The sequence below is a fragment of the Burkholderia sp. SIMBA_051 genome (assembly GCF_046534915.1).
Taxonomy (GTDB): domain Bacteria; phylum Pseudomonadota; class Gammaproteobacteria; order Burkholderiales; family Burkholderiaceae; genus Burkholderia; species Burkholderia ambifaria.
This window is the reverse complement of the sequence record NZ_JAWRXS010000001.1, coordinates 784,281-807,138: the sequence shown is the minus strand read 5'-3', so window position 1 is coordinate 807,138 and position 22,858 is coordinate 784,281. Positions and strand designations below refer to the sequence as shown.

Below are 22,858 nucleotides of genomic sequence, written 5' to 3'. Positions count from 1 at the left end.
GTGTCTAGTAATGGAAAATCTTGATGCCGACGATTTCAAGGCTGAACTATCCATTGCACTGAAGAATTGCGGCCTGAGTGATCAGCAGCCAAGCAATAGGGAAGCACTATTACGAAAAATTCACGGCATATTTGTTGATGGAAATCCGCGTGCTTGGTGGACAAGTTTAAAAGAGAAGCCAATTGTATTTCAGTATGAAGACGATAGTGGCTACTTGCATCTTGCTGAGTTGGCTCCTTCCTCGACGCGAGACGTATGGTTTGTAGTGGATGAGGGTGACGAGGAAAAGTTTATCTTCGATGCTCCAATTCAGGCGATCTCCGAAGTTATAAAAGAATGTCGGTTCTTTGAGTATTACGTAGTCCCCAAAGACTTCTCGTGGATGCTTGCGGAAAATGATCACGGGGACTTGCTGTTCGTAACCAGCATGACCGACGCAGTACGACGATAATGAAGGGGGATTTGACCGCAATGGCAGGATTGTTCCAAACCGTACTACACGTCCCTGGCGTCGAGTACGCTGAGTATGTGCGAGATCCGAGTACAGGAATATGGTGGTCCGAAGGATAAACGGGGCATGGAAACAGGCCTGGAAATTATGCGATAAAAATGGTGTATGGATGGAGGGTGGAGATGTATGTGGTAATTAAATGAATAAGCATCAGAGCGATTCCGGGAAGAGGATTGATTGAAATTCAAGGAGCCGAAATGATTTACTCTGCTGAAGAGTTTGTCGCGCTGCGAGATAGTTCTATCAAGGAGGAGTATGATCGCGCTGCGACTGACGATGCTCCTGTTTTAGTGTGGAAAGATATTATTGATAGATTCCCGGAATACAGGAAATGGGTTGCTTATAACAAGACGGTTCCGCTTGAGATCTTGACGTTGCTTTGCAAATTTGAACCTGATGTTCGCCGTTTCATTGCCGTGAAGAGGAAATTATCTGATGAATTATTTGATATATTGTCAAGGGATCTTGATGCGATCGTTCGGCAGGGCATCGCTTCGAATAAAAGGACTCCTATTTCAGTAGTCAGAAGGCTTGCGGATGATGAGGACGAGGATGTTTCTAGAGTCGCCAAGTACAATCTCGATAACCGATCATGATCGGCAGTATATTCTTGGAGGCATTACTCGAGCACTATATCGCGCTCCAGCGGAGGTGCTTGTATCACCGGATCCAACGCACATTGGTCCCGTAACCCTGCGGATCTGCCAGCCGTTCGAGGGAGGCCGCACGGATCATGAGTTACGAATATAGATTGGTGTTTGACGACGCTGCCTCAGCGCAGCTTGTCATCGATTCACTGAAGTCCAGTGACGCCTGTGTCAAAGCGCAAGCTCAGGAAGTCTGCCTGAAGGACCGGGGCCTACAGACGTTGGCTGAGTATGATGCTAGGTTGACAAAAGAGAGTGATCGAGCACTATGGCTGGAAGTTAATTTTAGATCGCCCAATTTGTACAATTTATTGCAAGGAGCATTGAGCAGTAGGGTTGTTAGATGCTTCGAAGATGGGGATTGGGATGATGAAGTAACGCTGCAAGAGGCGTTTCGCATCAAGCAGTAACTAACTACAAGGGCCGCGTTAGCGGCCCTTGTAGTTAGCGAGGTTAGCGGTGATCCGGGCAGATGGTGATTCTTGAGCTAATGGATATTGTTTCGGGTTTCTGTCGCCCCGATATGCGAGTTTGGTAGACGTGTTGCACGGTATGGGTGCTACGCTGCCGAACAGCAGGCGATTCATATCGAAGGATTCGATCAGGCCGATCGTCTTAAGAATGTCTACGACACCTCGCCGGGCCCGCCGAGCGCTCGACAAAGCATCGACAGGTCGCGCAGCGTGAGATGTGCGGAAGCCGCTCGTTGCCGAACGTGTTCCCCGTCCGGATGCGTGTTGCGCACCACCCACGCCGCCTGAAGCCCCGCATTCAACGCGCCGACGACGTCGAGGTGGTAATCATCCCCGACATGAAGCAGTCCCCCCGCAGGCACGCCAAGCGTCGCGGCGGCCGCACGAAAAATCTCCGGCTCGGGTTTCGCGAAGCCGAACGCACGCGCGCTGAGCGTTTCGCGGAAGAACTCGCCGCCGCCCGTCAGCCGAAGGTCCGCATTGCCGTTCGTCACCGCGACCAGCGGAAAGCGCGCGCTCAGCCACGCGAGCGCCGAAAATGCATCGTCGAAGAACTCGACCTGGTTCCGCGCGGCATAAAACACGTCGTATGCGCGGTCGGTTAGCGTGACGTCTTCGTTCGCGCGTTCCAGCGCAAGCCGGATCGAGCCGATGCGCAACGCACGATAGTCGCCGACCAGATCCGGCCGCAAGCGTTCGTATTCGTCGCGCAACTGGTTCAGTGCCTGCGACGTGGGCAGCACGCGCGCGGTGTCGGGCGCGTGCGCGAGCAGCCACGCATGCAGCGACGCTTCGGCCCGTTCGACGGAGGGTCCGAACGGCCACAGCGTGTCGTCGAGATCGAACGAGATGGCGGAAACGTTGGTCAGGTGCATGGCGACGGAAGATACCACGCAGTCGCCGCTCACCACGGCCACGGGATCGCGCGCCCGGCGCCACTCTCGACAGCGTGCCGATACAGGAAACGCGCAACGGTCAGGTCCTGCAGCGCGAGCCCCGTCATGTCGAACACGGTGATCTCGCTCGCCGTGCGATCGACCGATACAGCCCCGGAGAGCACGTCGCCGATTTCAGTGCGCGGCAAATCCGGCGCCCACTGACACTCGCCGATGCTGCGCGCCTGCTCGTGATCGTCCACGAAAATCCGCGCACGCTCCAATACGCGCTCGGGAAGTTCGCGCTTGCCCGCGGTATCCGCGCCCACGCAAGTCAGATGCGTGCCCGGCTGGACCGCATCCGCATCGAACAGCGGGCCGCCGCCCGGTGTCGCCGTGATGACCACGTCGCTGTCGGCCACCGCATCGTTGCGGTCTCGTGCGACGCGGATGTCGCAGCGTTCGCGAAATGCCGATTCGAACTCCGGATCGATTTCGCCGCTGACGTTCACGTACTGCACCGCGCACCGTTGCGGCAGCAGCCTGATCGCATAGTCGAGCTGGACGCGCGCCTGCACGCCGGTGCCGAACACGCAGATGCGCGTGCTGTCGCGGCGGGCGAGCGCCTGCAGCCCGAGGCCGCCTGCCGCGCCGGTCCGCGCCGTGGTGATCGCGTTGCCGTCCATGATGCAGAGCGGGCGGCCGGTGGCCGGATCGAACAGCGCGATCGTCGCCTGATGCGGTTCGCCACCGCGGCCGCGATTGCTGGGCCAGAACCCGGCCGCTTTGAAACCGAGCAGATCCTGGCTCGCGACGTCGCCCGACTTGATCCCGAATACACCGCCGGTATGCAGCTTCTCGCGGACGACCGGGAACACGCGCCCGGCGCGTCGACTATGCAGCATGAAGGCCTCGCGGACCGCCGCCGTCACTTGTTCGGCTTGAAGGGCCGGTTCGACCACATCGCGGTCGAGAAGAAGGAGTTGAGCGTCTGTCGGCATGGTGGGCGAGCCTGTGGGGCAATGCGAATCGCGAGATTTATAGTTTGTACAGATATAGACAAACTGTCAATTTGGTCTGGATGAGGGAGCCGGGCATTGGTTCGCCGCACCGGCTGCCATGCTCGTGACGCTCACCACCCGTAGAAGCGCGGCCAGGTCTGTACCGTGCCGTCGCCGCTCAGCGCGTGGTATTCCGGATGTTGCGCACCGGTCGCGCACGCATGATTCGGCAGGATCCGCAAACGGGTCCCGATCGGAAACCGCTGCGCGATGCTCGTGTCGGGCGTATCGATGCGCGACACGATGCCGTGCTCCTGGTTGGCCGAACTCATCACGTACTCGCCGAGCACGTCGCCGTCTTCGGTACACACCTGCCCGTAGCCGAAATCCCGCGCCTGCCGCTGGGTGCCGCGATCGCGGCTCATCGCCATCCAGCCCGCGTCGACGATGGCCCAGCCTTTTTCTTCCTGGTGTCCGATGACGGTGGTCAGCACCGACAGCGCGATGTCGGCCTGCGCGCACACGCCGATGTTGTGCATCACGAGGTCGAACAGCACGTAGACGCCAGCGCGGACTTCCGTCACCCCCTCGAGGTTCGTCGCGGACAGCGCGGTCGGCGTCGAACCGATGCTCACCACCGGGCAGGGCAAGCCGGCCGCCCTGAGGCGCTCGGCGGCATGCACGGTGCGGCTGCGCTCCTGTTCGGCGATCGCGACCAGCGCGTCGTGCGTGTCGTATTCATAACTGGAGCCGGCGTGAGCGAGCACGCCGCCGAGCGCCATGCCGCCATCGACCAGCGCGCGGCCGACGTCGATCAGCAGGCCGTCGTCGGGCCGAATCCCCGAACGGTGGCCGTCGACGTCGACCTCGATCCACACGTCGAAGCGCTCGCCGTGCTCGCGCCCGAATTCGGCGATCGCGTTCGCGGTCTCCAGGCTGTCGGCGACGATCTTCAGGTCGCAGCCCTGGCGGCGCAGCGCCAGCGCCTGGCCCAGCTTGGCCGGAATCATCCCGACCGCGTAGACGATGTCGCGCACGCCGGCTGCGAAGAACTGTTCGGCTTCCTTCAGCGTCGACACCGTGATGCCTTGTGCGCCGGCCGCGATCTGCGCGTCGACGACCTGCTGGCACTTGGTGGTCTTCACGTGCGGCCGGAACTTGACGCCCAGCGCGTCGAGATGCGCCTGCATGCGCGCGATGTTGTTGCGCATGCGATCGACGTCGATCAATGCGGCGGGGGTGTTCAGGGGTGGGATGCCCATGGTGCGTTGCCTCGGTGGGTTGCCGACAGCGAACACTGTAGGGCGGTTGGCAAGCCGCGTGTTTAACGCATGCCAAATCGATCATTAAGCAGCATTTAATCGTGGAAAGCCGCTCAGGCCTTGCCGCGCCATGGCGGCGGATCGAGAAATTGCTTCGCGGCATCGAGAAAAACCCGTTGCCGCGCGGAGCGGCCGGTGCGCGACGGCAGCAGCGCGGTCACCGGCGCGGGCGGCAGATGCCAGTCGGGCAGCAGCCGCACCAGCTTGCCGTTCGCCAGCAGCGGCGCGACGTCCCATTCCGAGCGCTCGACGATGCCGAGTCCGGCCAGTGCCCAGTCGGTGATGACGGTGCCGTCGTTCGATGAAAGCGCGCCCGAGACGCGGATCACCGCGGATCGCCTGGCTTCACCCTGGTTGTCGCCGGGCTGCGAGAAGTGCCAGCGCGGGACGTCCTCGTCGTTCTCGCGCAGGCACAGGCAGTCGTAGCGGGCGAGGTCGGACGGATGATTCAGTTCGCCGATGCGACGCGCGTAACCGGGGCTCGCGCACAGGAAGCGCTCGTTGGGTGCGAGCGGATAGCCGATCCACGACGACGACTTCAGGGTGCCGACATGCACGACCACGTCGGCGCCCGACGCGCTGCCCAGCGGGCTCTCCGACAGGTGCAGCGAGATCTCGAGCTTCGGATGCGCGCGCTGCACGTCACGCACGATCCGCGCGACGTACTTGCGTCCGAAGCCGAACGGCGCGACGACGCGCAGTGTGCCCTGCACGTCGCCGTGATCACCGGAGATGTTGACCGGCAGCGCCTCTACGCGCTCGAGAATCTCGACGGCTTCCTGATACAGCCGCTGGCCTTCGTCGGTCAATGCGATGCCTTTCGGCTGTCGCACGGCCAGGCGTACGTCCAGCCGCGCCTCCATCCGCTGCAGGCGGATGGTGACCGCGGGCGGGGTGAGGTCGAGCAATCGAGCGGCGGATGCCAATGAGCGCGACGCGCCGATCGCGCGGACGAGTCGCAGGTCTTCGAGATCGAGCATTGCATGTCTCTTAATGCTGGCGTTGCGAAGCATTAAACAACACATCGCGCGAAGACGGTAGCGTTACACCGCGTCAACCAACCTGCGGCTTCGTGCCCATCACGCGTCCAGCCCGAAAATCAACGAACGATGCGCGCCCACGCCGGCTGCGACGCCCGATGCCGACGCGAACGTCGCATTCGTCATCAGGCTCGACGCATCGCCGGCCGCGAACACGCCGGGAACGCTCGTCTGCTTCCACGTATCGACGCGGATCGCCACGCCGAGCGGCCCTTCGTCGAACGCACAGCCGAGCTGTTGCGCGAGATCGCTCGCCATCTCCGTACGCGCGCCGATGAACAGCGCCTCGATCGGCACGACCTGCCCGTCGGCGAGCCGTAACGCTTCGATACGCGGTGCGTCGCCGAGGATCTCGACGACCGGCGATCGCTCGATACGCACGCCACGTGCGCCCAGCAACGCGGCTTCCTCTTCATTTGGTTCGACTACGCGTTGCGTGAACCACGTCGTCGGCCCCCAGTCCGGAATCAGGATCGCCTGATGCACCGAAAGCGGATGCGTCGCCAGCACGCCGAGTTGCCGATCCGACACCTCGTATCCATGGCAATACGGGCAATGCAGCACGCTGACGCCCCAGCGCTCCGCAAGACCCGGCAGCGCAGGCAACGCGTCGCGGATGCCGGTCGCGAGGATCAGCCGGTCGGCGCTGGCGCGACTGCCGTCCGCGAGCGTCACGTGAAAGCGGCCGCGCGCATCGCGTTCGGCGGTGCGCGCTTCGCCGGCGATGCGCTGCACGGTCGGATAGGCGGCGAGTTGCGCGGCGGCGTCGGCGACGATCCGCGCGGGCGGCTTGCCGTCCTGCCCGAAAAAGCCGTGCGCATGCGCCGCGAAACGATTGCGCGGCCGCCCGGCATCGATCACGAGCACGCGGCGTCGCGCGCGCGCCAGTTGCATCGCGGCCGACAGCCCGGCAAAGCTGCCGCCGATCACGATCACTTCATGATGGTTCTGCATGTGTTCACCCCTTTCCGGAATCCGTGCCAGCGAAGAACGTGCTTCGATGGCGGTCAACTCATGAAACACGAGAAGTTGCATGATAGGTCGATGGTATCATTCATGCAACTTCAGGAGTTTCGAGAGTGGGAGCCCTCCGGCGATGAGAACCGATAGCCGTTTGTCGCGCATGCTGCATGCGCTGATCCACATGGACCAGGCCGACGGCCCGCTGACGTCGGAGGCGATCGCGGCGATGCTGGGCACGAATCCGGTCGTCGTGCGGCGCCTGCTCGGCGGCTTGCGCGATAGCGGCTACGTGCAGTCGGAAAAAGGCCACGGCGGCGGCTCGGCGCTCGCCGTCGCGCTCGACGACATCACGCTGCTCGATGTCTATCGTGCGGTGGGCGAGCCGCCGGTGTTTTCGGATCTGGTGTCCGAGGATGCGCCCGAATGCCTGGTCGAACAGGCGGTCAACGCGCATCTGGCGGCCACGCTGAAAGAGGCCGAGGCGGTGCTGCTCGCGCGCTTCGGTGAGGTCACGCTCGGCATGCTGTCACGCGATTTCGAAGCGAAGGCGCCGCGCCGCCGCAAGCCGCGCTGACGCGCTGCAACATCGCGGCCGGCCGTCGATAGCCGGTAGTCCGACGTAATCCGGCGCGGCGCGAAACCGCCGCACCGCGGTGTTCTGTCCCCCAACTTCTGCCCGATTTGCCCGCCACAGGGCAAAATACGGGTTTTCCGCACCCGAGAGGGCGCGTCCGAATCACGCGCCGGGCGGCGGCAGTGCGCAGTCGCACGCCGTCGCCGGGCGCCCAGGCAAGATGCTCGCCGCGTCGCGAGCCCACAGGAGTCCAGACCCCATGCCCGAAACCAACCTGTCCTTCTTCGGCCGGCTGTCGCTGGCCGTCGGCACGTTCTTCTCCGTGCTCGGCAACCGCGAGTTCGCAGCCGGCGTGCTGCGCCTGCGCGACGGCGCGCCGGCACCGGTCGCCCCGGCCCCGGTCGCGCCGACCCCCGCCGCGGCGCCGGCACCCGCGCCCGTGAAGGCGCCGGCGCCCGAGCTGCGCGAAGCGAGCCCGCAAGCCGCGCTGCAACTGCTCGGCCTGCTGCAGCGCGATGCGCGCTTCATCGACTTCGTCGAGGAAGACATCGCCGGCTACGCGGACGCCGACATCGGCGCCGCCGCACGCCTCGTGCACGACGGCTGCCGTGCCGCGCTGCGCGAACACTTCACGATCGTGCCGGTGCGCGATGAAGCCGAAGGCAGCCGCGTGACGCTGCCGGCCGGCTTCGACGCGACGGCCGTGCGCGTGACGGGGAACGTGGTCGGTTCGGCGCCGTTCACGGGCACGGTCAGCCATCGCGGCTGGCGCGTGGCCGACGTGCGCCTGCCGAAGCTGACGGGCAGCCACGACGCATCGGTGGTCGCACCGGCGGAGGTGGAACTGTGAGCGATCCGCGCTATTCGATCGGTATCGACCTCGGTACGACCCACTGCGCGCTGTCGTATGTCGACAGCGCCGCGAGCGACGGCGAAAACATCACGCAGCAGGTGCTGCCGATCGCGCAGCTGACCGCGCCCGGTGCGCTGGAGTCGCGCGACCTGCTGCCGTCGTTCCTCTATCTTCCGCATGAAAGCGAGCTGACGCAGGGCGACCTGACGCTGCCGTGGACGGCCTCGCGCGGCTTCGCGGTCGGCGAGATGGCGCGCACCCGCGGCGCGGGCACGCCGATCCGCCTCGTGTCGAGCGCGAAGAGCTGGCTGTGCCATCCGGGCGTCGACCGCCGCGCGGCGATCCTGCCGAGCGATGCGCCGCCCGAAGTGGCGCGCGTGTCGCCGCTGGAAAGCTCGATCCGCTACCTGACGCACCTGCGCGAAGCGTGGGACCACGCGCATCCCGACGCACCGTTCGCCGACCAGGACGTGACGGTCACGATCCCCGCGTCGTTCGACCCGGCCGCGCGCGAACTGACGGCGGAAGCCGCGCGTGCCGCCGGCTACACGCGGATGACGCTGCTCGAGGAGCCGCAAGCGGCGCTTTACAGCTGGATCCAGAAGAGCGAAGGCGGCTGGCGCAAGCAGGTGCAGGTCGGTGACCTGATCCTGTGCGTGGACGTCGGCGGCGGCACGACCGACCTGTCGCTGATCGCGGTGGTCGAGCGCGACGGCAACCTGGAGCTGCATCGCGTGGCGGTCGGCGAGCACATCCTGCTCGGTGGCGACAACATGGACCTCGCGCTCGCGCACGTGGTCGCGCGCAAGCTCGCGCAGCAGGGCACGCAGGCCGATCCGTGGCAACTGCGCGCGCTGACCTACGCGTGCCGCGCCGCGAAGGAAACGCTGCTGTCCGACCCGACGACCGACGCGGTGCCGCTCGTCGTGCCGAGCCGCGGCTCGAAGCTGATCGGCGGGTCGATCCGCACCGAACTGACGCGCGCGGAACTCACGCAGACGATCCTCGAAGGCTTCTTCCCGCAAGTCGATGCGGCCGCGCGTCCGGTGAGCCGCGCGCGCGTCGGGCTGACGCAGCTCGGCCTGCCGTATGCGCAGGACGCGGGCATCACGCGCCATCTCGCGGCGTTCCTCGGCCGCCAGGTCGCGGCGCTCGACGCGCTGGAAGGCGTGCAGCGCACGCTGCCGGAAGGCGCGACGTTCCTGCATCCGACCGCCGTGCTGTTCAACGGCGGCGTGTTCAAGTCGGCGCTGCTCACGCAGCGCGTGCTCGATACGCTCAACAGCTGGCTCGCCGCCGAAGGTGCGCCGGCCGCGCGCCTGCTCGAAGGCGCGGACCTCGATCTCGCGGTCGCGCGCGGCGCCGCGTACTACGGCTTCGTGAAGCGCGGCCGTGGCGTGCGCATTCGCGGCGGCACGGCGCGTGCGTACTACGTCGCGATCGAATCGGCGATGCCCGCGGTGCCGGGGCTCGAACCGCCGGTGCAGGCGCTGTGCGTCGCGCCGTTCGGGATGGAGGAAGGCTCGGATGCGGCGCTGCCGCCGCAGGAGTTCGGGCTCGTCGTCGGCGAACCGGTGCAGTTCCGCTTCTTCGGGTCGTCGGTGCGCCGTCAGGACGAGGTCGGCACGCTGCTCGACTACTGGTCGGCGGAAGAGCTGCAGGAGCTCGAGGAAATCCAGGCCACGCTGCCCGCCGAAGGGCGCACGGTCGGCGAGATCGTGCCGGTGAAGCTGCATGCGCGCGTGACCGAAGCCGGCACGCTCGAGCTCGAGGCGATCCCGAGCGGGACGGACGAGCGCTGGAAGGTCGAGTTCGACGTGCGCGGCGCCGCCTGAGCGCGATGAAGCGCTATACCGTCGGCATCGACCTCGGCACGAGCAACACGGTCGTCGCATACGTCGAGGCCGGCTCCGACGCGATCCGCGTGTTTGACGTCGACCAGCTGGTCGGCCCCGGCGCGGTGGCCGCGCAGCCGCTGCTGCCGTCGGTGCGCTATCACCCGGCGGCGGACGAGCTGCCGCCGGACGCGCTGCGCCTGCCGTGGGCGGCTGCTCCGAAGGCCGCTGCGGCCGCGGCTGATGTGCCGCCGGCCGTGATCGGCCGTTATGCGCGCACGCTCGGCGCCCAGGTGCCGGGCCGGCTCGTCACCAGCGCGAAGAGCTGGCTGTCGCACGCATCGGTCGACCGGCTCGCGGCGATCCTGCCGTGGGGCGCGGCCGACGGCGTCGACAAGGTGTCGCCGGTCGACGCGAGCGCGAGCTATCTCGCGCACGTGCGTGCCGCGTGGGATGCCCGCTTTCCCGATGCGCCGCTCGCGAAGCAGGACGTCATCCTGACGGTGCCGGCCTCGTTCGACGACGGCGCACGCGCGTTGACGGTCGAGGCCGCGAGGCGCGCGAAACTGCCGGCGCTGCGCTTGCTCGAAGAACCGCAGGCCGCGTTCTACGACTGGTTGTACGGCCAGCGCGCGACGTTGCGCGACACGTTCGCCGCGCCGCGCCGCGTGCTGATCTGCGACGTCGGCGGCGGCACGACCGATCTCACGCTCGTCGACGTCGCGCCGGGCGACGACGGCGAGCCGACCTTCACGCGCGTCGGCGTCGGCAATCACCTGATGCTCGGCGGCGACAACATGGACCTCGCGCTCGCGCGCCTGGTCGAGCCGCGGCTGACCGAGCCCGGCACGCGGCTGTCCGCCGCGAGTCTGTCGCAGCTCGTCGAACGCTGCCGCGCCGCGAAGGAGCGGCTGCTCGGCGACGACGCGCCGGCGTCCGTCACCGTGACGCTGCTCGGCGCGGGCAGCAAGCTCGTCGGCGGCGCGCGCTCGGCCGAGTTGACGCGGCAGGAAGTCGAGCAGGTCGTCGTCGACGGTTTCTTTCCGCAGGTCGAGGCGGGTGAGCTGCCGCGCCGTGCGCGGGCCGCGATCGTCGAATTCGGCTTGCCGTATGCGAGCGATCCGGGCGTCACGCGCCACGTCGCCGCGTTCCTGAACCGTCATGCGGAAGGCCCGCTGCCCGACACGCTGCTGCTCAACGGTGGCGTGTTCCGCGCGGGTGCACTCGCCGGCCGCCTCGCGCAGACACTCGGCGCATGGCGCGGCGCACAGCTCGACGTGCTGCACAACGCACACCCGGACGTGGCCGTCGCGCGCGGCGCGGTGGCGTACGGCCTGGCGCGCGCCGGGCATGCGCCGCGCATCGGCGGCGGCTCGGCGCGCAGCTATTTCCTCGTGCTCGACGACGGTGAGGGTGAGAGCGACGCCGCGCCGCGCGGCGTCTGCCTGCTGCCGCGCGGTGCCGAGGAAGGCCGCGAGATCCGGCTCGAGGAGCGCACGTTCGCGCTGCAGCTCGGGCAGCCGGTACGCTTCCACCTCGTGTCGACGGTGGCCGAGACCGCGTACCGGCCCGGCGATCTCGTCGAGCTGGACGGCGGCGATTTCGTGCGGCTGCCGCCGATCGCGACGGTCGTCGACCGGCAGGCCGGCGGCGACGCACGCGAAACGCCGGTGAAGCTCACCGCGTCGCTGACCGAGGTCGGCACGCTCGAAATGCACTGCATCGCGACCGACGATGCATCGCGGCGCTGGCGGCTCGAATTCCAGTTGCGCGGCGATGCGCCCGCGCAGGGCGACGGCGCCGCGCTGGCGCGCCATCCGCAGCTCGACCACGCGATCGAGCTGATCGACCGTTCGTTCGGCAGCAAGGCCGCTGACGTCACGCCGAAGGACACGCGACGGTTGCGCGCGCAACTTGAACAGGTGCTCGGCCCGCGCGACGAGTGGGACGTCGCGCTCGCGCGCGAACTGTTCGACGCGTTGCTCGCACGGGCGCGTCGTCGGCGGCGCTCGGCCGATCACGAACGCGCATGGCTGAACCTGGCCGGTTATTGCCTGCGCCCCGGCTTCGGCCATCCGCTCGACGCATGGCGCATCGAGCAGCTGTGGCCGCTGTTCGACGACGGGATTCAGTACGTGAACGACGCGCAGGTGTGGTCGGAGTGGTGGACGCTGTGGCGGCGCGTGGCCGGCGGCCTCGACGACGATGCACAGACCCAGGTGCGCGACGCGATCGCATTCCTCGAACCGTCCGACGACAAGCGCCGCAAGCTGCCGTTCGACCCGGCCAAGGTCGGCCCGGCCGACATGACGCGCTTGTCCGCGTCGCTCGAACGATTGCCGGTCGAACGCAAGGTGGAACTGGCCGAGCGATTGATCGTGCAATTGCAGAAGCCGGCCGAGCGCACGCTGTGCGCGTGGGCGCTCGGGCGGATCGGTGCGCGCCGGCCGTTCTACGGCAGCGCGCACAGTGTCGTGCCGGCCGGGATCGCGAACCGCTGGCTCGACGCGCTGTTCGCGCTGGACTGGAAGCGGGTGGAACCCGCGGCCTTCGCGGCCGCGCAAATCGCGCGGATGACGGGCGACCGCGAACGCGATTTGCCGGACGACACGCGCGAAGCGGTGATCAAGCGCCTGTCGGCCGCGAATGCATCGGCGGCGTGGATCGACATGGTGCGCGAAGCGATTGCGTTCGACGAAGCCGACACGGCGCGCGTGTTCGGCGAAACGCTGCCGGCCGGGTTGAAGCTGCTGGCCGGTTGACGCAAGGGCGCGGTGCTTCGATCCGGTTCGCAGATCGAAGCATCATCCGGTCATGTGCGGTCGTGCGTCGCGGCCTGTCTCTGTCTCTCAGGCGTGCGACACGGGTTCGCGTTGCCGTTCCACCGATTCGATTTCCTTCACGTCACGGGTTGCCGCGCGCCGCGCGAGATGAATGCCCGCGAGCATGCAGCGCACCGAGCCGCCGGCCAGTTCGATCGTCGGCACGTCGAGCGGCAACAGCCGCGCGGAGCGTGCGATCGTCTCGCGTTGCTCGCCGGTGAGGCAGTCGAACGCACGCCGCGACAACGCGAGCACGCGCCCGTCCTTGCCCGACAGTTCCAGCGTATTGCCCGCGAAGTTCGCGATCTGCGCGTGATCGAGCGCGATCACCGTGCGGCCCGTTTCGGTCAGACGTTGCGCGATCTCGTCGCGGCGCCGCCGATCCGCGATCAGGTCGAGGCCGACCATCGCGAATTCGGTGGCGACGCTCATCATCACGTTCGTGTGATAGATCGGCTTTCCATTCGCGTCGGCCGTGTCGAAGCAGATCGGCTCGAAGTTGAAATTCGTGCAGAAGCGCTCGAGCGCGACCGGATCGGCGCGGCGCGAACGCGCGGTGTACGCGATTCGCGCGACGTGATCGAGCACCATCGCACCCGTGCCTTCCAGGAACACGTCGTCGTATTCGAGCCCCGAGTAGTCGATCACGTCCTGCACGCGGTACTCGGCCTTCAGCATTTCGATCACGTCCGCGCGCCGTTCGCGGCGGCGGTTCGCGCTGTACATCGGATACAGCGCGACGTGCCCGCCCGGATGCGTCGAGAACCAGTTGTTCGGGAACACGGAGTCGGGCGTGTCGCGTTCGCCGTGGTCGTCGAACACGTGCACGCGTACGCCCGCATCGGCGAGCGTTTGAGCGGCGGCCGTGACCTCGTCGCGCGCGGCGGCCGACACCGACGGCGGGCTGCTCGCGCCGTTGCCGGCCGTGCGCTGAAAGGCGTTGTCGGCGGCGGTCTGCGGGTTCGGCACGAAGCGGTGCGGCCGAATCATCACGACGGCGGACGGCGCCTGGATCGATACGAGATTCATGAAAGGCGGGAGCGAAGGGCAGGGGAGCGGGCGGCGCACCGGCCGCCCGCGGAGGTCGATCAGCGCGCGAACGCGGCGACGGCTTCGGTCACGAACGCCGCGTGACCCTGTGCAATCGCGGCCGGATCGTCGATCAGCGCGAACAGGTTCTTCGGATCGACGGCCGGCGGAATCAGCGCGATCTCGACGCCCGCGTTGTGCTGCTGCGCGAGCGCGTACAGGTAGCGCAGCGCCGAGTAGTCCTCCAGCGCGAAGCCGACCGAGTCGAACACCGTGACTTCGTCCGCGCGTTCGCGCCCGCTCGTCTCGCCCTGCAGCACGCGCCACAGTTCGGTCACCGGGAAGTCGGCCGGCATCTGCTGGATCTCGCCTTCGATGCGCGACTGCGGCTCGAATTCGACGAACACGCGGCCCGCCTGCAGCACGCCGGCTTCGAGCTCGGTCTTGCCCGGGCAATCGCCGCCCACCGCGTTCAGGTGCATGCCGGGCTCGATCATGTCGGCCGTGACGATCGTCGCATAGGCTTTGTCCGCGGTGACGGTCGTCACGATGTCGGCGCCGCGCACGGCATCGGCGGTCGACGCGGCGCGCACGATGCGCAGCGCCGGATATGCGGCGAGGTTCCGCACGAGCTTGTCGGTCGCGAGCGGATCGACGTCGAATACACGGATCTCCTCGATACCGAGCAGCGTGTGGAACGCGATCGCCTGGAATTCGCTCTGCGCGCCGTTGCCGATCAGCGCCATCGTGCGCGAGTCGGGGCGGGCGAGGGCCTGCGCGGCCAGTACCGACGTCGCGGCCGTGCGCAGCGCGGTGGTCAGCGTCAGTTCGGCGAGCAGCAGCGGGTAGCCGGTGTCGACTTCGGCGAGCGCGCCGAACGCCATCACCGTATGCATGCCGCGCGCGGCGTTCACGGGATGGCCGTTCACGTACTTGAACGCGAACAGCGACGCGTTCGCGACCGGCATCAGCTCGATTACGCCGTCGCGCGAGTGGCATGCGACGCGCGGCGACTTGTCGAAGTCGGCCCAGTGCAGATAGTCGGCGCGCAGCGTGTCGACGAGCTCTCGCAGGAACGGCGTGACGCCGGTTTTGGCGATCAGTCGGGCGGTGGCGGGAACGTCGAGGAAGCGAGTCATCGGTCTGTCTCCATTGTGTTGCCGGTATCGGTGTCCGGCGTTCTGGTCGACCGGGGCGGGCGCGTCGGCCCGGGCCCCGGCTCCATCAAATGCGGCGTGGCAGCGTGGGCTGCCGGTCGATGAAGTCATTATTTCCGGGAGTCGAGCCAACAAAAAGACAGCAAAAGCGGCAGATTTCTCGATAGACTTGACAAATTGCTACGCCGATTCGGCAATTTGTTCAATTCATGTGGGTCGGAATGCGTGCTCTCCGGCGGGCTGGCGGCCGGCTCGCGTTCGTCACGTTCAACAGGAAGGTTCGTTCATGATTACGCTCGACGACGTCGACCGGCAGCTCATCGCGCTGCTGCGCGATAACGCGCGGCTGCCTGTCGTCGCGCTCGCGAAGGAGTTGCGCGTCGCGCGCGCGACCGTGCAGAACCGGCTGACGCGGCTGGAGAAGAACGGTGTGATCGTCGGCTATACGGTGCGGCTCAAGCCGGCGGCCGAGCGGCACCGGATCCGCGCGCTGATGGCGATCGCGGTGCAGGGCAATCGCGGCGCGGAAGTGGTGAAGGTGCTGCGCGGGCATCCGAACGTCGCGTCGATCCACAGTACCAACGGGCGCTGGGATCTCGTGGCCGAGCTGCATGCCGATTCGCTCGAGCATTTCGATCGCGTGCTCGGCGCGATCCGGTTGATCGACGGGATCGCGAATACCGAGACGAGCATTTTGTTGTCGACGCACAAGGCGTGAGGCGGGCGGGTGGCACCCGCGTCAGCCTGCGTACAGGTTCGGGTTGCCCAGGCTTCAGGCGTGGGCCGCCGGCTCCGGAAACACTGGCTCGCCCAGCGTCAACATCAACCGGTTCGCCCACGCGAAGATCGCGACCGCGTGCGACAGGTCGAGAATGTCCTCATGCGTCAGCCCTTCGGCTTCCAGCTCGGCGATATCGCGCGCGTCGACCGTATCGGGCCGTTCCGTCAGCGCGATCGCATAGCGGACGATCGCGCGTTCGCGCGCCGTCGTGCCGGCCGTCGCCGGATCGTCGAACACCTGCTCGATCGCGTCGGTGCGTTTCGCGAGCTGCGTGAAGCGCTGTGCATGCACGGATGCGCAATACACGCAGCCGTTCACGCGCGACACGGCCGTGCTGGCCAGTTCGCGCTCCGCGCGCGACAGTCCGCCGGGGCCGTACATGATCGCGTTGAATACACCCGAGCGTTGCCGCAGGATCTCGGGAAGATGGACGAGCAGCAGGTAATAGTCGGACGTCTTCGCGTGCGGGTGGCTCGCTTCGAGCACGGCAAGCTGATCGGGTGTTGCGGCGTCGAGCGCGACGGTGTCGAGCCAGGCACGCCAGCCGAGCGTGTCGGACGTGAAGCCGTGGGCGGTCGTCGTCATGCGGCCTCCTTGGCGGCACGTGCCTGAAGCGCTTGCGCGGCAACGGCGACGCGCAGCTGATACGCGACGAACGCAACGAGCTGCGACAGCGCGACGATTGCGGGTGTCGTGAGTCCGGCGGACTTCAGCGCATCGAGATCGGACGGGCGTGCATCGACAGGGGAAAGCGTCAGCAGGCGCGCATGCGCAAGGATCGCGCCGGTGCGTCGAGGCAGTGCGTCGAACGCATCGGCGTCCGCGTGTGCGATATCGTCGAGCATGCCGCCTGCCTCGACCAGTCGTGCGCGATAAGTCTCGGCCAATGCCAGTGCATTCGATTTTTGTGCGACATACCGTGCCACGTGCAATCGTTCGGTTAGCGAAAGATCGGGCAGCGCGGGATCGAACAGCGCAGCCTCGCTTAGCCGAGTATGAAGCAGCACCTTTTCGCGCGCGCGGCGCAGCGCGGCGACCGCATCGCCGTCGCGCAGGCCGGCTACCGCATCGATCGTGTCCGGCGCGCCGGCCGGCGTGATGGATTCAGTCATCGTTTCAGGTTCCCTTCGTCGTCAATGTGATCGATGGACGCGCGCTCACGCATCGGCGTCGCGCCATTCATCGCCTTGCAGTTCCGCGTTCGCGTACGCGACGAGCGCGTCGTAGTGGCGATCGCGATCGGCGTCGAACAGCCGGCTCGCAATGCCGCGCGCGAGCCGCTCGGCGCCCGCGCTGATGGCCGGGATATCGCCGGACAGCTTGCCGTGGCTCAGGCTCGCCGCATGGTTGAAGCAGTGGATCCGCGTGATGGCCGCGCACGCGCCGGGCTCGCGCTCCTGGAACGCGAACGCGGGGCCGAGATCGGGCGACTCGGCAAGCTCGTCGAGCCACGCGCCCGCCTCCGGTCGATAGCGATCCTTCCAGCGCCGCACCTGCGCGCCGAACGACGCGAATTCCGCGCGGGTCGTCCAGTCCGAATGAAAGCCGGTCGCGAAGATCAGGAAGTCGACGGTGTAGCGCCCGCGCGGCGTCGTCACGTCGAGTCCGTCCGCGTGTTCGGCAAGCGTCTCGATCGGGTTGCCCGCATGGAAATGCGCATGCCCGTGACGCGACACGCGCAGTACGCTGTCGCGCGGCGGCGGCGTCTGCGACGTCAGCGCGTAATGCATGAAGCGCCATTTCGTCGCGTCGTCGAGATCGGCGTAGCCGTGCACGAGGCCCGGGCTGCCGATGCCCGTCAGCTTGTTGATGCGCGGAATGTCCGCGCGGCGGAAGAACAGGTCGACGCGTGCGGCGCCGGCTTCGAGCGCGGTGCCCGCATTGTCGAACGCGGACGCGCCCGCGCCGACCACGCCGATGCGCTTGCCCGCGAGCGCCGCGAAATCGATCGGCTCGGACGAATGGGCCCAGCGCGTGCGCGGCGCGCGCTGCGCGACGGGCGGCACGTACGGGCCGCCGAGCCCGTCGCGGCCGGTTGCGAGTACCACGTGCCGCGCGAGCAGCGTCTGCGCTTCGCCGTTGCCGCGCACATCGAGTGCGAGCAGGCCGTCGTCGCGCGGACGCAGCGCGACGAGCGTGGTGTCGTTGCGCACCTGCAGGTCGAGCACGCGCCGATACCAGCGCAGGTAGTCCATCCATTGCGTGCGCGGAATCTTGTAGAGCGCGTCCCACGCGTCGCGGCCGTATTGCGCTTCGAACCATGCGCGGAACGTCAGCGCAGGCAGCCCGAGCGCGGGGCCCGCGAGCTGTTTCGGCGAGCGCAGCGTGTCCATCCGCGCGAACGTGACCCACGGGCCTTCGTAGCCGGCCGGCGCGCGGTCGATCACGCACTGGTTGTCGATGCCGAGCAGGCGCAGTTCGGCGGAAGCCGCGAGCCCGGCCATGCCGCCGCCGACGATCGCGACGTCGAGCACGCGTGTGCCGTCTGCCTCTCGCGGCGGCACCCACGACGGCGCGGGCAGGTCGAGCCAGCGCAGGTCTTGCGCGAGCCGGGCTTCGAGTGCGTCGAGCGAGGTCGTCATGCGGCCTCCTTGCGCGAACGGCGGGGGCGGGTCGGGCGAGGCGCGGGCGGCGTGCGGCCGCTGCCCAGCCGATCGCCACGCAACAGCGCGTCGTGCGCGGCCGCTTCATGAAAGATCACGTCGTCGAGCAGCGCGCGCGTCGTGCGGCGCAGCGCATCGAGCAGCGCATCGACGGCCGCCGTGCGCGTCTTGCCGGCCGGTGTCGCGACGCCGAACGCGAACGGGATGTCAACGTCGAGCGCTCGCGCGACGACGCCGTCCACCGGCAGCGCGATACCCGTCGCCGGATCGACGATGCCGATCCCGATGCCCACGCGCGCGGCCATGACCGCATTCAGCGATGCATTGGTTTCGATGAACACGCGCGCGTCGACCCGCGCGGCCGCGAATGCCGCATCGATCCGCTGGCGCAGCCGGTGCCGGTTCGCGACCGTCACGATGCGGCGTTGCGCGAGATCGCGCAGCGCGATGCGTGGCTGCGCCGCGAGCGGGTCGCCGGCGGGCAGCACGGCGACGCACGGCGTCTGCGCGATCCAGTGCACGTCGAGTCCGGCGTGCGCCATCGGCAGCGTGACGACGCCGACATCGGCCGTGCCGGCCAGCACCTCGTGGACGACATGTTCGGCCGATTCGCTGCGCAACTGATAGTGCGGCGCGTGCGCGTGGTCAGGCAGCGCGGCGAGCGCGGCCGGTACGAGCGTGGCCGCGAGCGAAGGTGTCGCCGCGATGCGGACGGGTTCGGCGGTTTCATCGCCGAGCGCCCGTGCGCGTGCCTCGATCGCACGCAGGCCGACCAGCGAGCGTTCGACTTCCTCGTAAAGCAGGAAGGCGCGCCGCGTCGGCGTGACGCGCGGGCCGTGCCGGTCGAACAGCGCGTAGCCGAGATCGGATTCGAGTTCCTGGATCTGCCGCGTGACGGCCGGCTGCGAGCGGCCGAGCAGTTCGCCCGCGCCGGTTACGCTGCCGGCCGACATGACTGCGGAAAAGGCTTCGAGTTGATGCAGCTCCATGACGCGTTCCGATGATGCGATTTGCGCATTGTAGGAGCGCGAGCATGCGTGATTCATATAATGATTCTTGCTATCGACAGCGCAAAAACTTCGAAGCGCCCGTTCGTCGCGATGGCCGGTGGTGCGCGCGTGAGCATCGGTAGCGACCGGCGACGTGAACGAAACGCCAATCGAATCAACGCGATGCGATGCATGCCGATGCATCGTGCGACACGGGGTGTGCGGATGGCCGTTCGCGAGCATCACGCGCTTCGCGCCGCCCACGATATCGATATGCGCAAAACTTCGTTGGATCGTCCTGAACCGGGTGGTTACATGCCCTCACTCTTTTCGACTGACTGAAGCTGGGGGACGCATGAACGTTTCGGGGAACGACGCACGCGGCGCATGGCGGCGCGTGCTGGGCACGGTGGCGGCGCTCGCTGCCGCATGGGGCTTGTCGACGGGCGGTGCGCTCGCGGCCGGTGTGTCGGGCGAGCCGGTGGTGATCGGCGTGAGCGGGCCGCTCACGGGCCAGGACGCGCAGTACGGCGAGCAATGGAAGCGCGGCTTCGATCTCGCGCTCGACGAGATCAACGGCAGCGGCGGCATTCACGGCCGGCCGCTCGCAGTCGACTTCCAGGACAGCCGCAGCGACCCGCGTCAGGCCGTCGCGATCGCGCAGAAGTTCGTCGCCGATCCGCGCATCGCGATCGAGCTGGGCGATTTCTCCAGCGCGACGTCGATGGCCGCGTCGCCGATCTACCAGCGCGGGCAGCTGACCCAGTTCGGCTTCACGAACTCGCATCCAGACTTCACGAAGGGCGGAGACTATCTGTGGAGCACCGCGCTGAGCCAGGCCGAGGAGCAGCCGCTGCTCGCACGCTACGCGGTGAAGGAACTCGGCTTCAAGCGGATCGCGGTGCTGTACCTGAACACCGACTGGGGCCGCACCAGCAAGGACATCTTCGCGAAGGCGGTGGCCGGGCTCGGCGCGCAGGTCGTCGCGGCCGAAGGCTACCAGCCGACGGAGAAGGATTTCCGTTCGACGCTCGTGCGGATCGGTGAATCGAAGCCCGATTCGATCGTGCTGATCTCGTACTACGCGGACGGCGCGCAGATCGTGCGGCACGCTGCCGATCGCGGCGGTTGGCTCCGTGTATTCGCCGAAATTCCTCGAGCTGGGCGGCGCGGCCGTCGATGGCGTCTATACGGAATCGAACTTCTTCCCGGCGGAACCGCGCCCCGAGGTGCAGGCGTTCGTGCAGCGCTATCGCGCGAAATTCCATGCCGATCCCGATTCGTTCGTCGCGCGTGCGTACGACGCGCTGATCCTGTCGGCCGAGGTGCTGCGCCGCTACGGCACGACACGCCAGGCCGCGCACGACGGCTTCGCGAAAATCAGCGACGTGCCGAGCGTGATCTTCGGCAAGGTACGCTTCGATCCGCAGACGCGCCGCGTCGCGGGCGCACGCACCGTGTATCTGGTCGTGAAGCAGGGGCAGTGGGCGCTATGGGATGGCGCGAAGCCGCAGCTCGCCGCGCGTTGACCCCAGCCCTGAACAGCACGCACGTAACGGACGCATCGTGATGGCTTCCTGGCTCGACTACACGCTCAACGGCCTCATCGTCGGCAACATCTACGCGCTGCTCGCGGTCGGGCTCGCGCTGATCTTCGGCGTGTCGCACCTGATCAACTTCGCGCACGGCTCGGTCTACATGGTCGGCGCGTTCATCGGCTGGCTGTGCCTGACGCGCTTCGGGCTGCCGCTGCCGGTCGCGCTTGCCGCGGTCGTCATCGGTTGCGGCGCGCTCGGCGTCGCGATCGAACGGATCGGGCTGCGGCCGCTGCGGCACGCGGCACGCATCGCGCCGCTGCTCGCGACGATCGGCATCAGTTTCATCCTCGACCAGCTCGCGCAGCTCGCATTCGGCGCGGACCCGCGCGCGGTGCCGACGCCGCTGCCCGACTGGCATCTGCGAATTGCCGGCGCAACGCTCGGCTCGCTCGACCTGCTGATCGCGGGCATCGGCATCGCGGCGGCCGCGCTGCTGTACGGCTTCCTGCGATTCACGCGGCTCGGCTGGGCCGTGCGCGCGACCGCGCAGGATCGCGACGCGGCGCTGCAGATGGGTGTCGACGTCGATCGCGTGAACCAGACCGTGTTCGCGATCGCATGCGCGCTCGGCGGCGTGAGCGGGCTGCTGGTCGGCATGTACTACAACAGCATCGATCCGGCGATGGGCTTCCAGGCAACGCTGAAGGGCGTGGTCGCGCTGCTGATCGGCGGGCTCGGCAACGTGCCGGGCGCGATTGCCGGGAGCCTGCTGCTCGGCCTCGTCGAAAGCTATGGCGTCGCGCTGTTCGGCACCAGCTATCGCGACCTGTTCGCGTTCGGGCTGCTGATCGTATTCCTCGTATGGCGGCCGAACGGGCTGTTCAGCGCGAACCGCGCGCTGCCGCCCGAGCCGATGACGGGGACCTTCCTCGCGGCCGCGAAGGCCGTGCGCGCGCCGCGCCCGGTACTTGTCGTACTGATCGTGGCGGCGGCCTTGCTGCCGTGGCTCGGTGCATCGCCGTACGTGTTGCAGACGCTGACCAACGCGTGGCTGTACGGGTTGCTCGCGCTGAGCCTCACGCTCGTCGCGGGCACGGTCGGGCAGATCTCGCTCGGCCACGCGGCGCTGCTCGTGATCGGCGCGTATGCGTCGGCGCTGCTGTCGTCGGATCTCGGCTGGTCGCCGGCCGTGACGATCCTGTGCGCGGGCGTCATCACCGCCGTGCTCGGCACGTTGCTCGTCTATCCGGCGTTCCGGCTGCGCGGGCATTACGTGTCGATCGCGACGCTCGGCATCGGCGAAGTGGTGAGCCTCGTGATCCTGAACTGGGACGGCCTCACGCGTGGCCCGCTCGGCATCACCGGCATCGCGCCGCTGCCGTGGGCGACGACCGCGCGTGCCGCGTACTGGTTCACGTTCGCGGTGCTCATCGTGTTCGCGCTCGTGCAGGTGCGGCTGCTGCGTTCGCATCTCGGCCGCACGCTGCGCGCGGTGCGCGAGGATGATGTCGCCGCCCGTGCGCACGGCATCGCGCCGAACCGCTACAAGGCGATCGCGTTCGCGGTCGGCGGCGTCGCGGCCGGCGTGAGCGGCGGGATCGCCGCGCACCTGTACAGCTACATCAATCACCAGACCTTCGATTCGCAGGTGTCGATCCTCGCGCTGACGATGGTGATCCTGGGCGGCCTCGGCAACGTGCTCGGCGGCATCGTCGGCGCGATCGCGCTGATCGGGCTGCCGGAGTTGTTCCGCTGGGCGGCCGATTACCGGATGCTGATCTACGGCCTCGTGCTGCTGCTGCTCGTCCGGTTCCGGCCGCAGGGCCTGCTCGGCACGGTGTGAGG

The 22,858-nt window shown here is 67.3% G+C and carries 20 protein-coding genes and 1 pseudogene; 10 read left to right on the top strand and 11 right to left on the bottom strand.

Annotated features, from left to right (window positions below; all coding sequences use genetic code 11):
• Positions 1-10 precede the first annotated feature (10 nt).
• Together SB771_RS03555 and SB771_RS03550 are read left to right on the top strand one after the other, a co-directional pair.
• A complete protein-coding gene (locus SB771_RS03555; protein ID WP_175662345.1) occupies positions 11-451 on the top strand; it encodes a DUF6756 family protein in 441 nt (146 codons plus the stop codon).
• A gap of 257 nt (positions 452-708) precedes the next feature.
• Complete coding sequence (locus tag SB771_RS03550) at positions 709-1,107, top strand: hypothetical protein (RefSeq protein WP_175662344.1); 399 nt, start codon at positions 709-711, stop codon at positions 1,105-1,107.
• A 676-nt stretch (positions 1,108-1,783) separates the two neighbouring features.
• Here the strand turns inward: SB771_RS03550 and SB771_RS03545 are convergent.
• The 5 genes from SB771_RS03545 to SB771_RS03525 form a co-directional block, all read right to left on the bottom strand.
• Entirely contained in the window at positions 1,784-2,506 is a 723-nt protein-coding gene (locus SB771_RS03545; protein ID WP_175705238.1) for an HAD family hydrolase, read from the bottom strand.
• A 29-nt stretch (positions 2,507-2,535) separates the two neighbouring features.
• On the bottom strand, positions 2,536-3,507 hold the full coding sequence (locus SB771_RS03540) for an ornithine cyclodeaminase family protein (protein WP_175662343.1): 972 nt from the start codon (positions 3,505-3,507) through the stop codon (positions 2,536-2,538).
• Positions 3,508-3,638: 131 nt separating this feature from the next.
• Positions 3,639-4,769, bottom strand: coding sequence for a DSD1 family PLP-dependent enzyme (locus tag SB771_RS03535; RefSeq protein WP_175662342.1), 1,131 nt, complete (start codon positions 4,767-4,769; stop codon positions 3,639-3,641).
• A 113-nt stretch (positions 4,770-4,882) separates the two neighbouring features.
• Positions 4,883-5,809, bottom strand: a complete 927-nt coding sequence (locus tag SB771_RS03530) for a LysR family transcriptional regulator (protein WP_175662341.1) — start codon at positions 5,807-5,809, stop codon at positions 4,883-4,885.
• 99 nt (positions 5,810-5,908) lie between these two features.
• Complete coding sequence (locus SB771_RS03525; protein ID WP_175662340.1) at positions 5,909-6,823, bottom strand: NAD(P)/FAD-dependent oxidoreductase; 915 nt, start codon at positions 6,821-6,823, stop codon at positions 5,909-5,911.
• 142 nt (positions 6,824-6,965) lie between these two features.
• Here SB771_RS03525 and SB771_RS03520 point away from each other — a divergent pair, with 142 nt between their 5' ends.
• The 4 genes from SB771_RS03520 (at position 6,966) to SB771_RS03505 (ending at position 12,856) form a co-directional block, all read left to right on the top strand.
• A complete protein-coding gene (locus tag SB771_RS03520; RefSeq protein WP_175662339.1) occupies positions 6,966-7,406 on the top strand; it encodes an Rrf2 family transcriptional regulator in 441 nt (146 codons plus the stop codon).
• Positions 7,407-7,665: 259 nt separating this feature from the next.
• The gene (locus SB771_RS03515; protein WP_175662338.1) at positions 7,666-8,256 is read left to right on the top strand and encodes a DUF2760 domain-containing protein; all 591 of its coding nucleotides are present in this window, start codon (positions 7,666-7,668) and stop codon (positions 8,254-8,256) included.
• A complete protein-coding gene (locus SB771_RS03510; RefSeq protein ID WP_175662337.1) occupies positions 8,253-10,094 on the top strand; it encodes an Hsp70 family protein in 1,842 nt (613 codons plus the stop codon). The genes SB771_RS03515 and SB771_RS03510 overlap by 4 nt, the downstream gene beginning before the upstream one ends.
• A 5-nt stretch (positions 10,095-10,099) precedes the next feature.
• Positions 10,100-12,856 (top strand): Hsp70 family protein, encoded by a 2,757-nt coding sequence (locus SB771_RS03505; RefSeq protein WP_175662336.1) that lies wholly within the window; start codon positions 10,100-10,102, stop codon positions 12,854-12,856.
• 87 nt (positions 12,857-12,943) lie between these two features.
• Here the strand turns inward: SB771_RS03505 and ctlX are convergent, their stop codons facing one another.
• Positions 12,944-13,945, bottom strand: a complete 1,002-nt coding sequence (ctlX, locus tag SB771_RS03500) for a citrulline utilization hydrolase CtlX (RefSeq protein ID WP_175662335.1) — start codon at positions 13,943-13,945, stop codon at positions 12,944-12,946.
• 59 nt (positions 13,946-14,004) lie between these two features.
• Entirely contained in the window at positions 14,005-15,084 is a 1,080-nt protein-coding gene (locus SB771_RS03495; RefSeq protein ID WP_175662334.1) for an ornithine cyclodeaminase, read from the bottom strand.
• A gap of 304 nt (positions 15,085-15,388) precedes the next feature.
• Here SB771_RS03495 and SB771_RS03490 point away from each other — a divergent pair, with 304 nt between their 5' ends.
• On the top strand, positions 15,389-15,820 hold the full coding sequence (locus SB771_RS03490; RefSeq protein WP_175662333.1) for an Lrp/AsnC family transcriptional regulator: 432 nt from the start codon (positions 15,389-15,391) through the stop codon (positions 15,818-15,820).
• Between the two features lie 54 nt (positions 15,821-15,874).
• Here SB771_RS03490 and SB771_RS03485 read toward each other — a convergent pair whose 3' ends face one another.
• The 4 genes from SB771_RS03485 to SB771_RS03470 are packed head-to-tail and all read right to left on the bottom strand — an operon-like array spanning position 15,875 to position 19,475.
• On the bottom strand, positions 15,875-16,468 hold the full coding sequence (locus SB771_RS03485; RefSeq protein WP_175662332.1) for a peroxidase-related enzyme: 594 nt from the start codon (positions 16,466-16,468) through the stop codon (positions 15,875-15,877).
• Positions 16,465-16,995 carry a CMD domain-containing protein gene (locus SB771_RS03480; protein WP_175662331.1) on the bottom strand — a complete coding sequence of 177 codons (531 nt, stop codon included), beginning with the start codon at positions 16,993-16,995 and terminating at the stop codon, positions 16,465-16,467. Before SB771_RS03480 ends, SB771_RS03485 begins: the two co-directional genes overlap by 4 nt.
• A gap of 45 nt (positions 16,996-17,040) precedes the next feature.
• Complete coding sequence (locus tag SB771_RS03475) at positions 17,041-18,465, bottom strand: NAD(P)-binding domain-containing protein (RefSeq protein ID WP_105831619.1); 1,425 nt, start codon at positions 18,463-18,465, stop codon at positions 17,041-17,043.
• Positions 18,462-19,475 (bottom strand): LysR family transcriptional regulator, encoded by a 1,014-nt coding sequence (locus SB771_RS03470; RefSeq protein ID WP_175662329.1) that lies wholly within the window; start codon positions 19,473-19,475, stop codon positions 18,462-18,464. Before SB771_RS03470 ends, SB771_RS03475 begins: the two co-directional genes overlap by 4 nt.
• A gap of 60 nt (positions 19,476-19,535) precedes the next feature.
• Between SB771_RS03470 and SB771_RS03465 the strand changes: the two genes are divergently transcribed.
• From SB771_RS03465 to SB771_RS03455, 3 genes and pseudogenes are all read left to right on the top strand, one after another.
• Positions 19,536-19,817, top strand: coding sequence for a hypothetical protein (locus tag SB771_RS03465; protein WP_244096735.1), 282 nt, complete (start codon positions 19,536-19,538; stop codon positions 19,815-19,817).
• 13 nt (positions 19,818-19,830) lie between these two features.
• A pseudogene (locus tag SB771_RS03460) lies at positions 19,831-21,004 on the top strand (ABC transporter substrate-binding protein).
• A 40-nt stretch (positions 21,005-21,044) separates the two neighbouring features.
• Positions 21,045-22,856: an ABC transporter permease gene (locus SB771_RS03455; RefSeq protein ID WP_175662385.1), complete on the top strand. Its 1,812-nt coding sequence runs from the start codon at positions 21,045-21,047 to the stop codon at positions 22,854-22,856.
• Positions 22,857-22,858: the final 2 nt, after the last annotated feature.

Excerpts from the sequence above, each read along its gene's own strand:
- SB771_RS03490 (WP_175662333.1), top strand. The coding sequence starts at position 15,389 with ATGATTACGCTCGACGACGTCGACCGGCAGCTCATCGCGCTGCTGCGC.
- SB771_RS03550 (WP_175662344.1), top strand. The coding sequence starts at position 709 with ATGATTTACTCTGCTGAAGAGTTTGTCGCGCTGCGAGATAGTTCTATC.
- SB771_RS03545 (WP_175705238.1), bottom strand. The coding sequence starts at position 2,506 with ATGCACCTGACCAACGTTTCCGCCATCTCGTTCGATCTCGACGACACG.
- SB771_RS03470 (WP_175662329.1), bottom strand. The coding sequence starts at position 19,475 with ATGGAGCTGCATCAACTCGAAGCCTTTTCCGCAGTCATGTCGGCCGGC.
- SB771_RS03515 (WP_175662338.1), top strand. The coding sequence starts at position 7,666 with ATGCCCGAAACCAACCTGTCCTTCTTCGGCCGGCTGTCGCTGGCCGTC.
- ctlX (WP_175662335.1), bottom strand. The coding sequence starts at position 13,945 with ATGAATCTCGTATCGATCCAGGCGCCGTCCGCCGTCGTGATGATTCGG.
- SB771_RS03535 (WP_175662342.1), bottom strand. The coding sequence starts at position 4,769 with ATGGGCATCCCACCCCTGAACACCCCCGCCGCATTGATCGACGTCGAT.
- SB771_RS03520 (WP_175662339.1), top strand. The coding sequence starts at position 6,966 with ATGAGAACCGATAGCCGTTTGTCGCGCATGCTGCATGCGCTGATCCAC.
- SB771_RS03485 (WP_175662332.1), bottom strand. The coding sequence starts at position 16,468 with ATGACGACGACCGCCCACGGCTTCACGTCCGACACGCTCGGCTGGCGT.
- SB771_RS03540 (WP_175662343.1), bottom strand. The coding sequence starts at position 3,507 with ATGCCGACAGACGCTCAACTCCTTCTTCTCGACCGCGATGTGGTCGAA.
- SB771_RS03530 (WP_175662341.1), bottom strand. The coding sequence starts at position 5,809 with ATGCTCGATCTCGAAGACCTGCGACTCGTCCGCGCGATCGGCGCGTCG.
- SB771_RS03475 (WP_105831619.1), bottom strand. The coding sequence starts at position 18,465 with ATGACGACCTCGCTCGACGCACTCGAAGCCCGGCTCGCGCAAGACCTG.
- SB771_RS03495 (WP_175662334.1), bottom strand. The coding sequence starts at position 15,084 with ATGACTCGCTTCCTCGACGTTCCCGCCACCGCCCGACTGATCGCCAAA.
- SB771_RS03480 (WP_175662331.1), bottom strand. The coding sequence starts at position 16,995 with ATGACTGAATCCATCACGCCGGCCGGCGCGCCGGACACGATCGATGCG.
- SB771_RS03555 (WP_175662345.1), top strand. The coding sequence starts at position 11 with ATGGAAAATCTTGATGCCGACGATTTCAAGGCTGAACTATCCATTGCA.
- SB771_RS03465 (WP_244096735.1), top strand. The coding sequence starts at position 19,536 with ATGATTCTTGCTATCGACAGCGCAAAAACTTCGAAGCGCCCGTTCGTC.
- SB771_RS03455 (WP_175662385.1), top strand. The coding sequence starts at position 21,045 with ATGGCTTCCTGGCTCGACTACACGCTCAACGGCCTCATCGTCGGCAAC.
- SB771_RS03505 (WP_175662336.1), top strand. The coding sequence starts at position 10,100 with ATGAAGCGCTATACCGTCGGCATCGACCTCGGCACGAGCAACACGGTC.
- SB771_RS03525 (WP_175662340.1), bottom strand. The coding sequence starts at position 6,823 with ATGCAGAACCATCATGAAGTGATCGTGATCGGCGGCAGCTTTGCCGGG.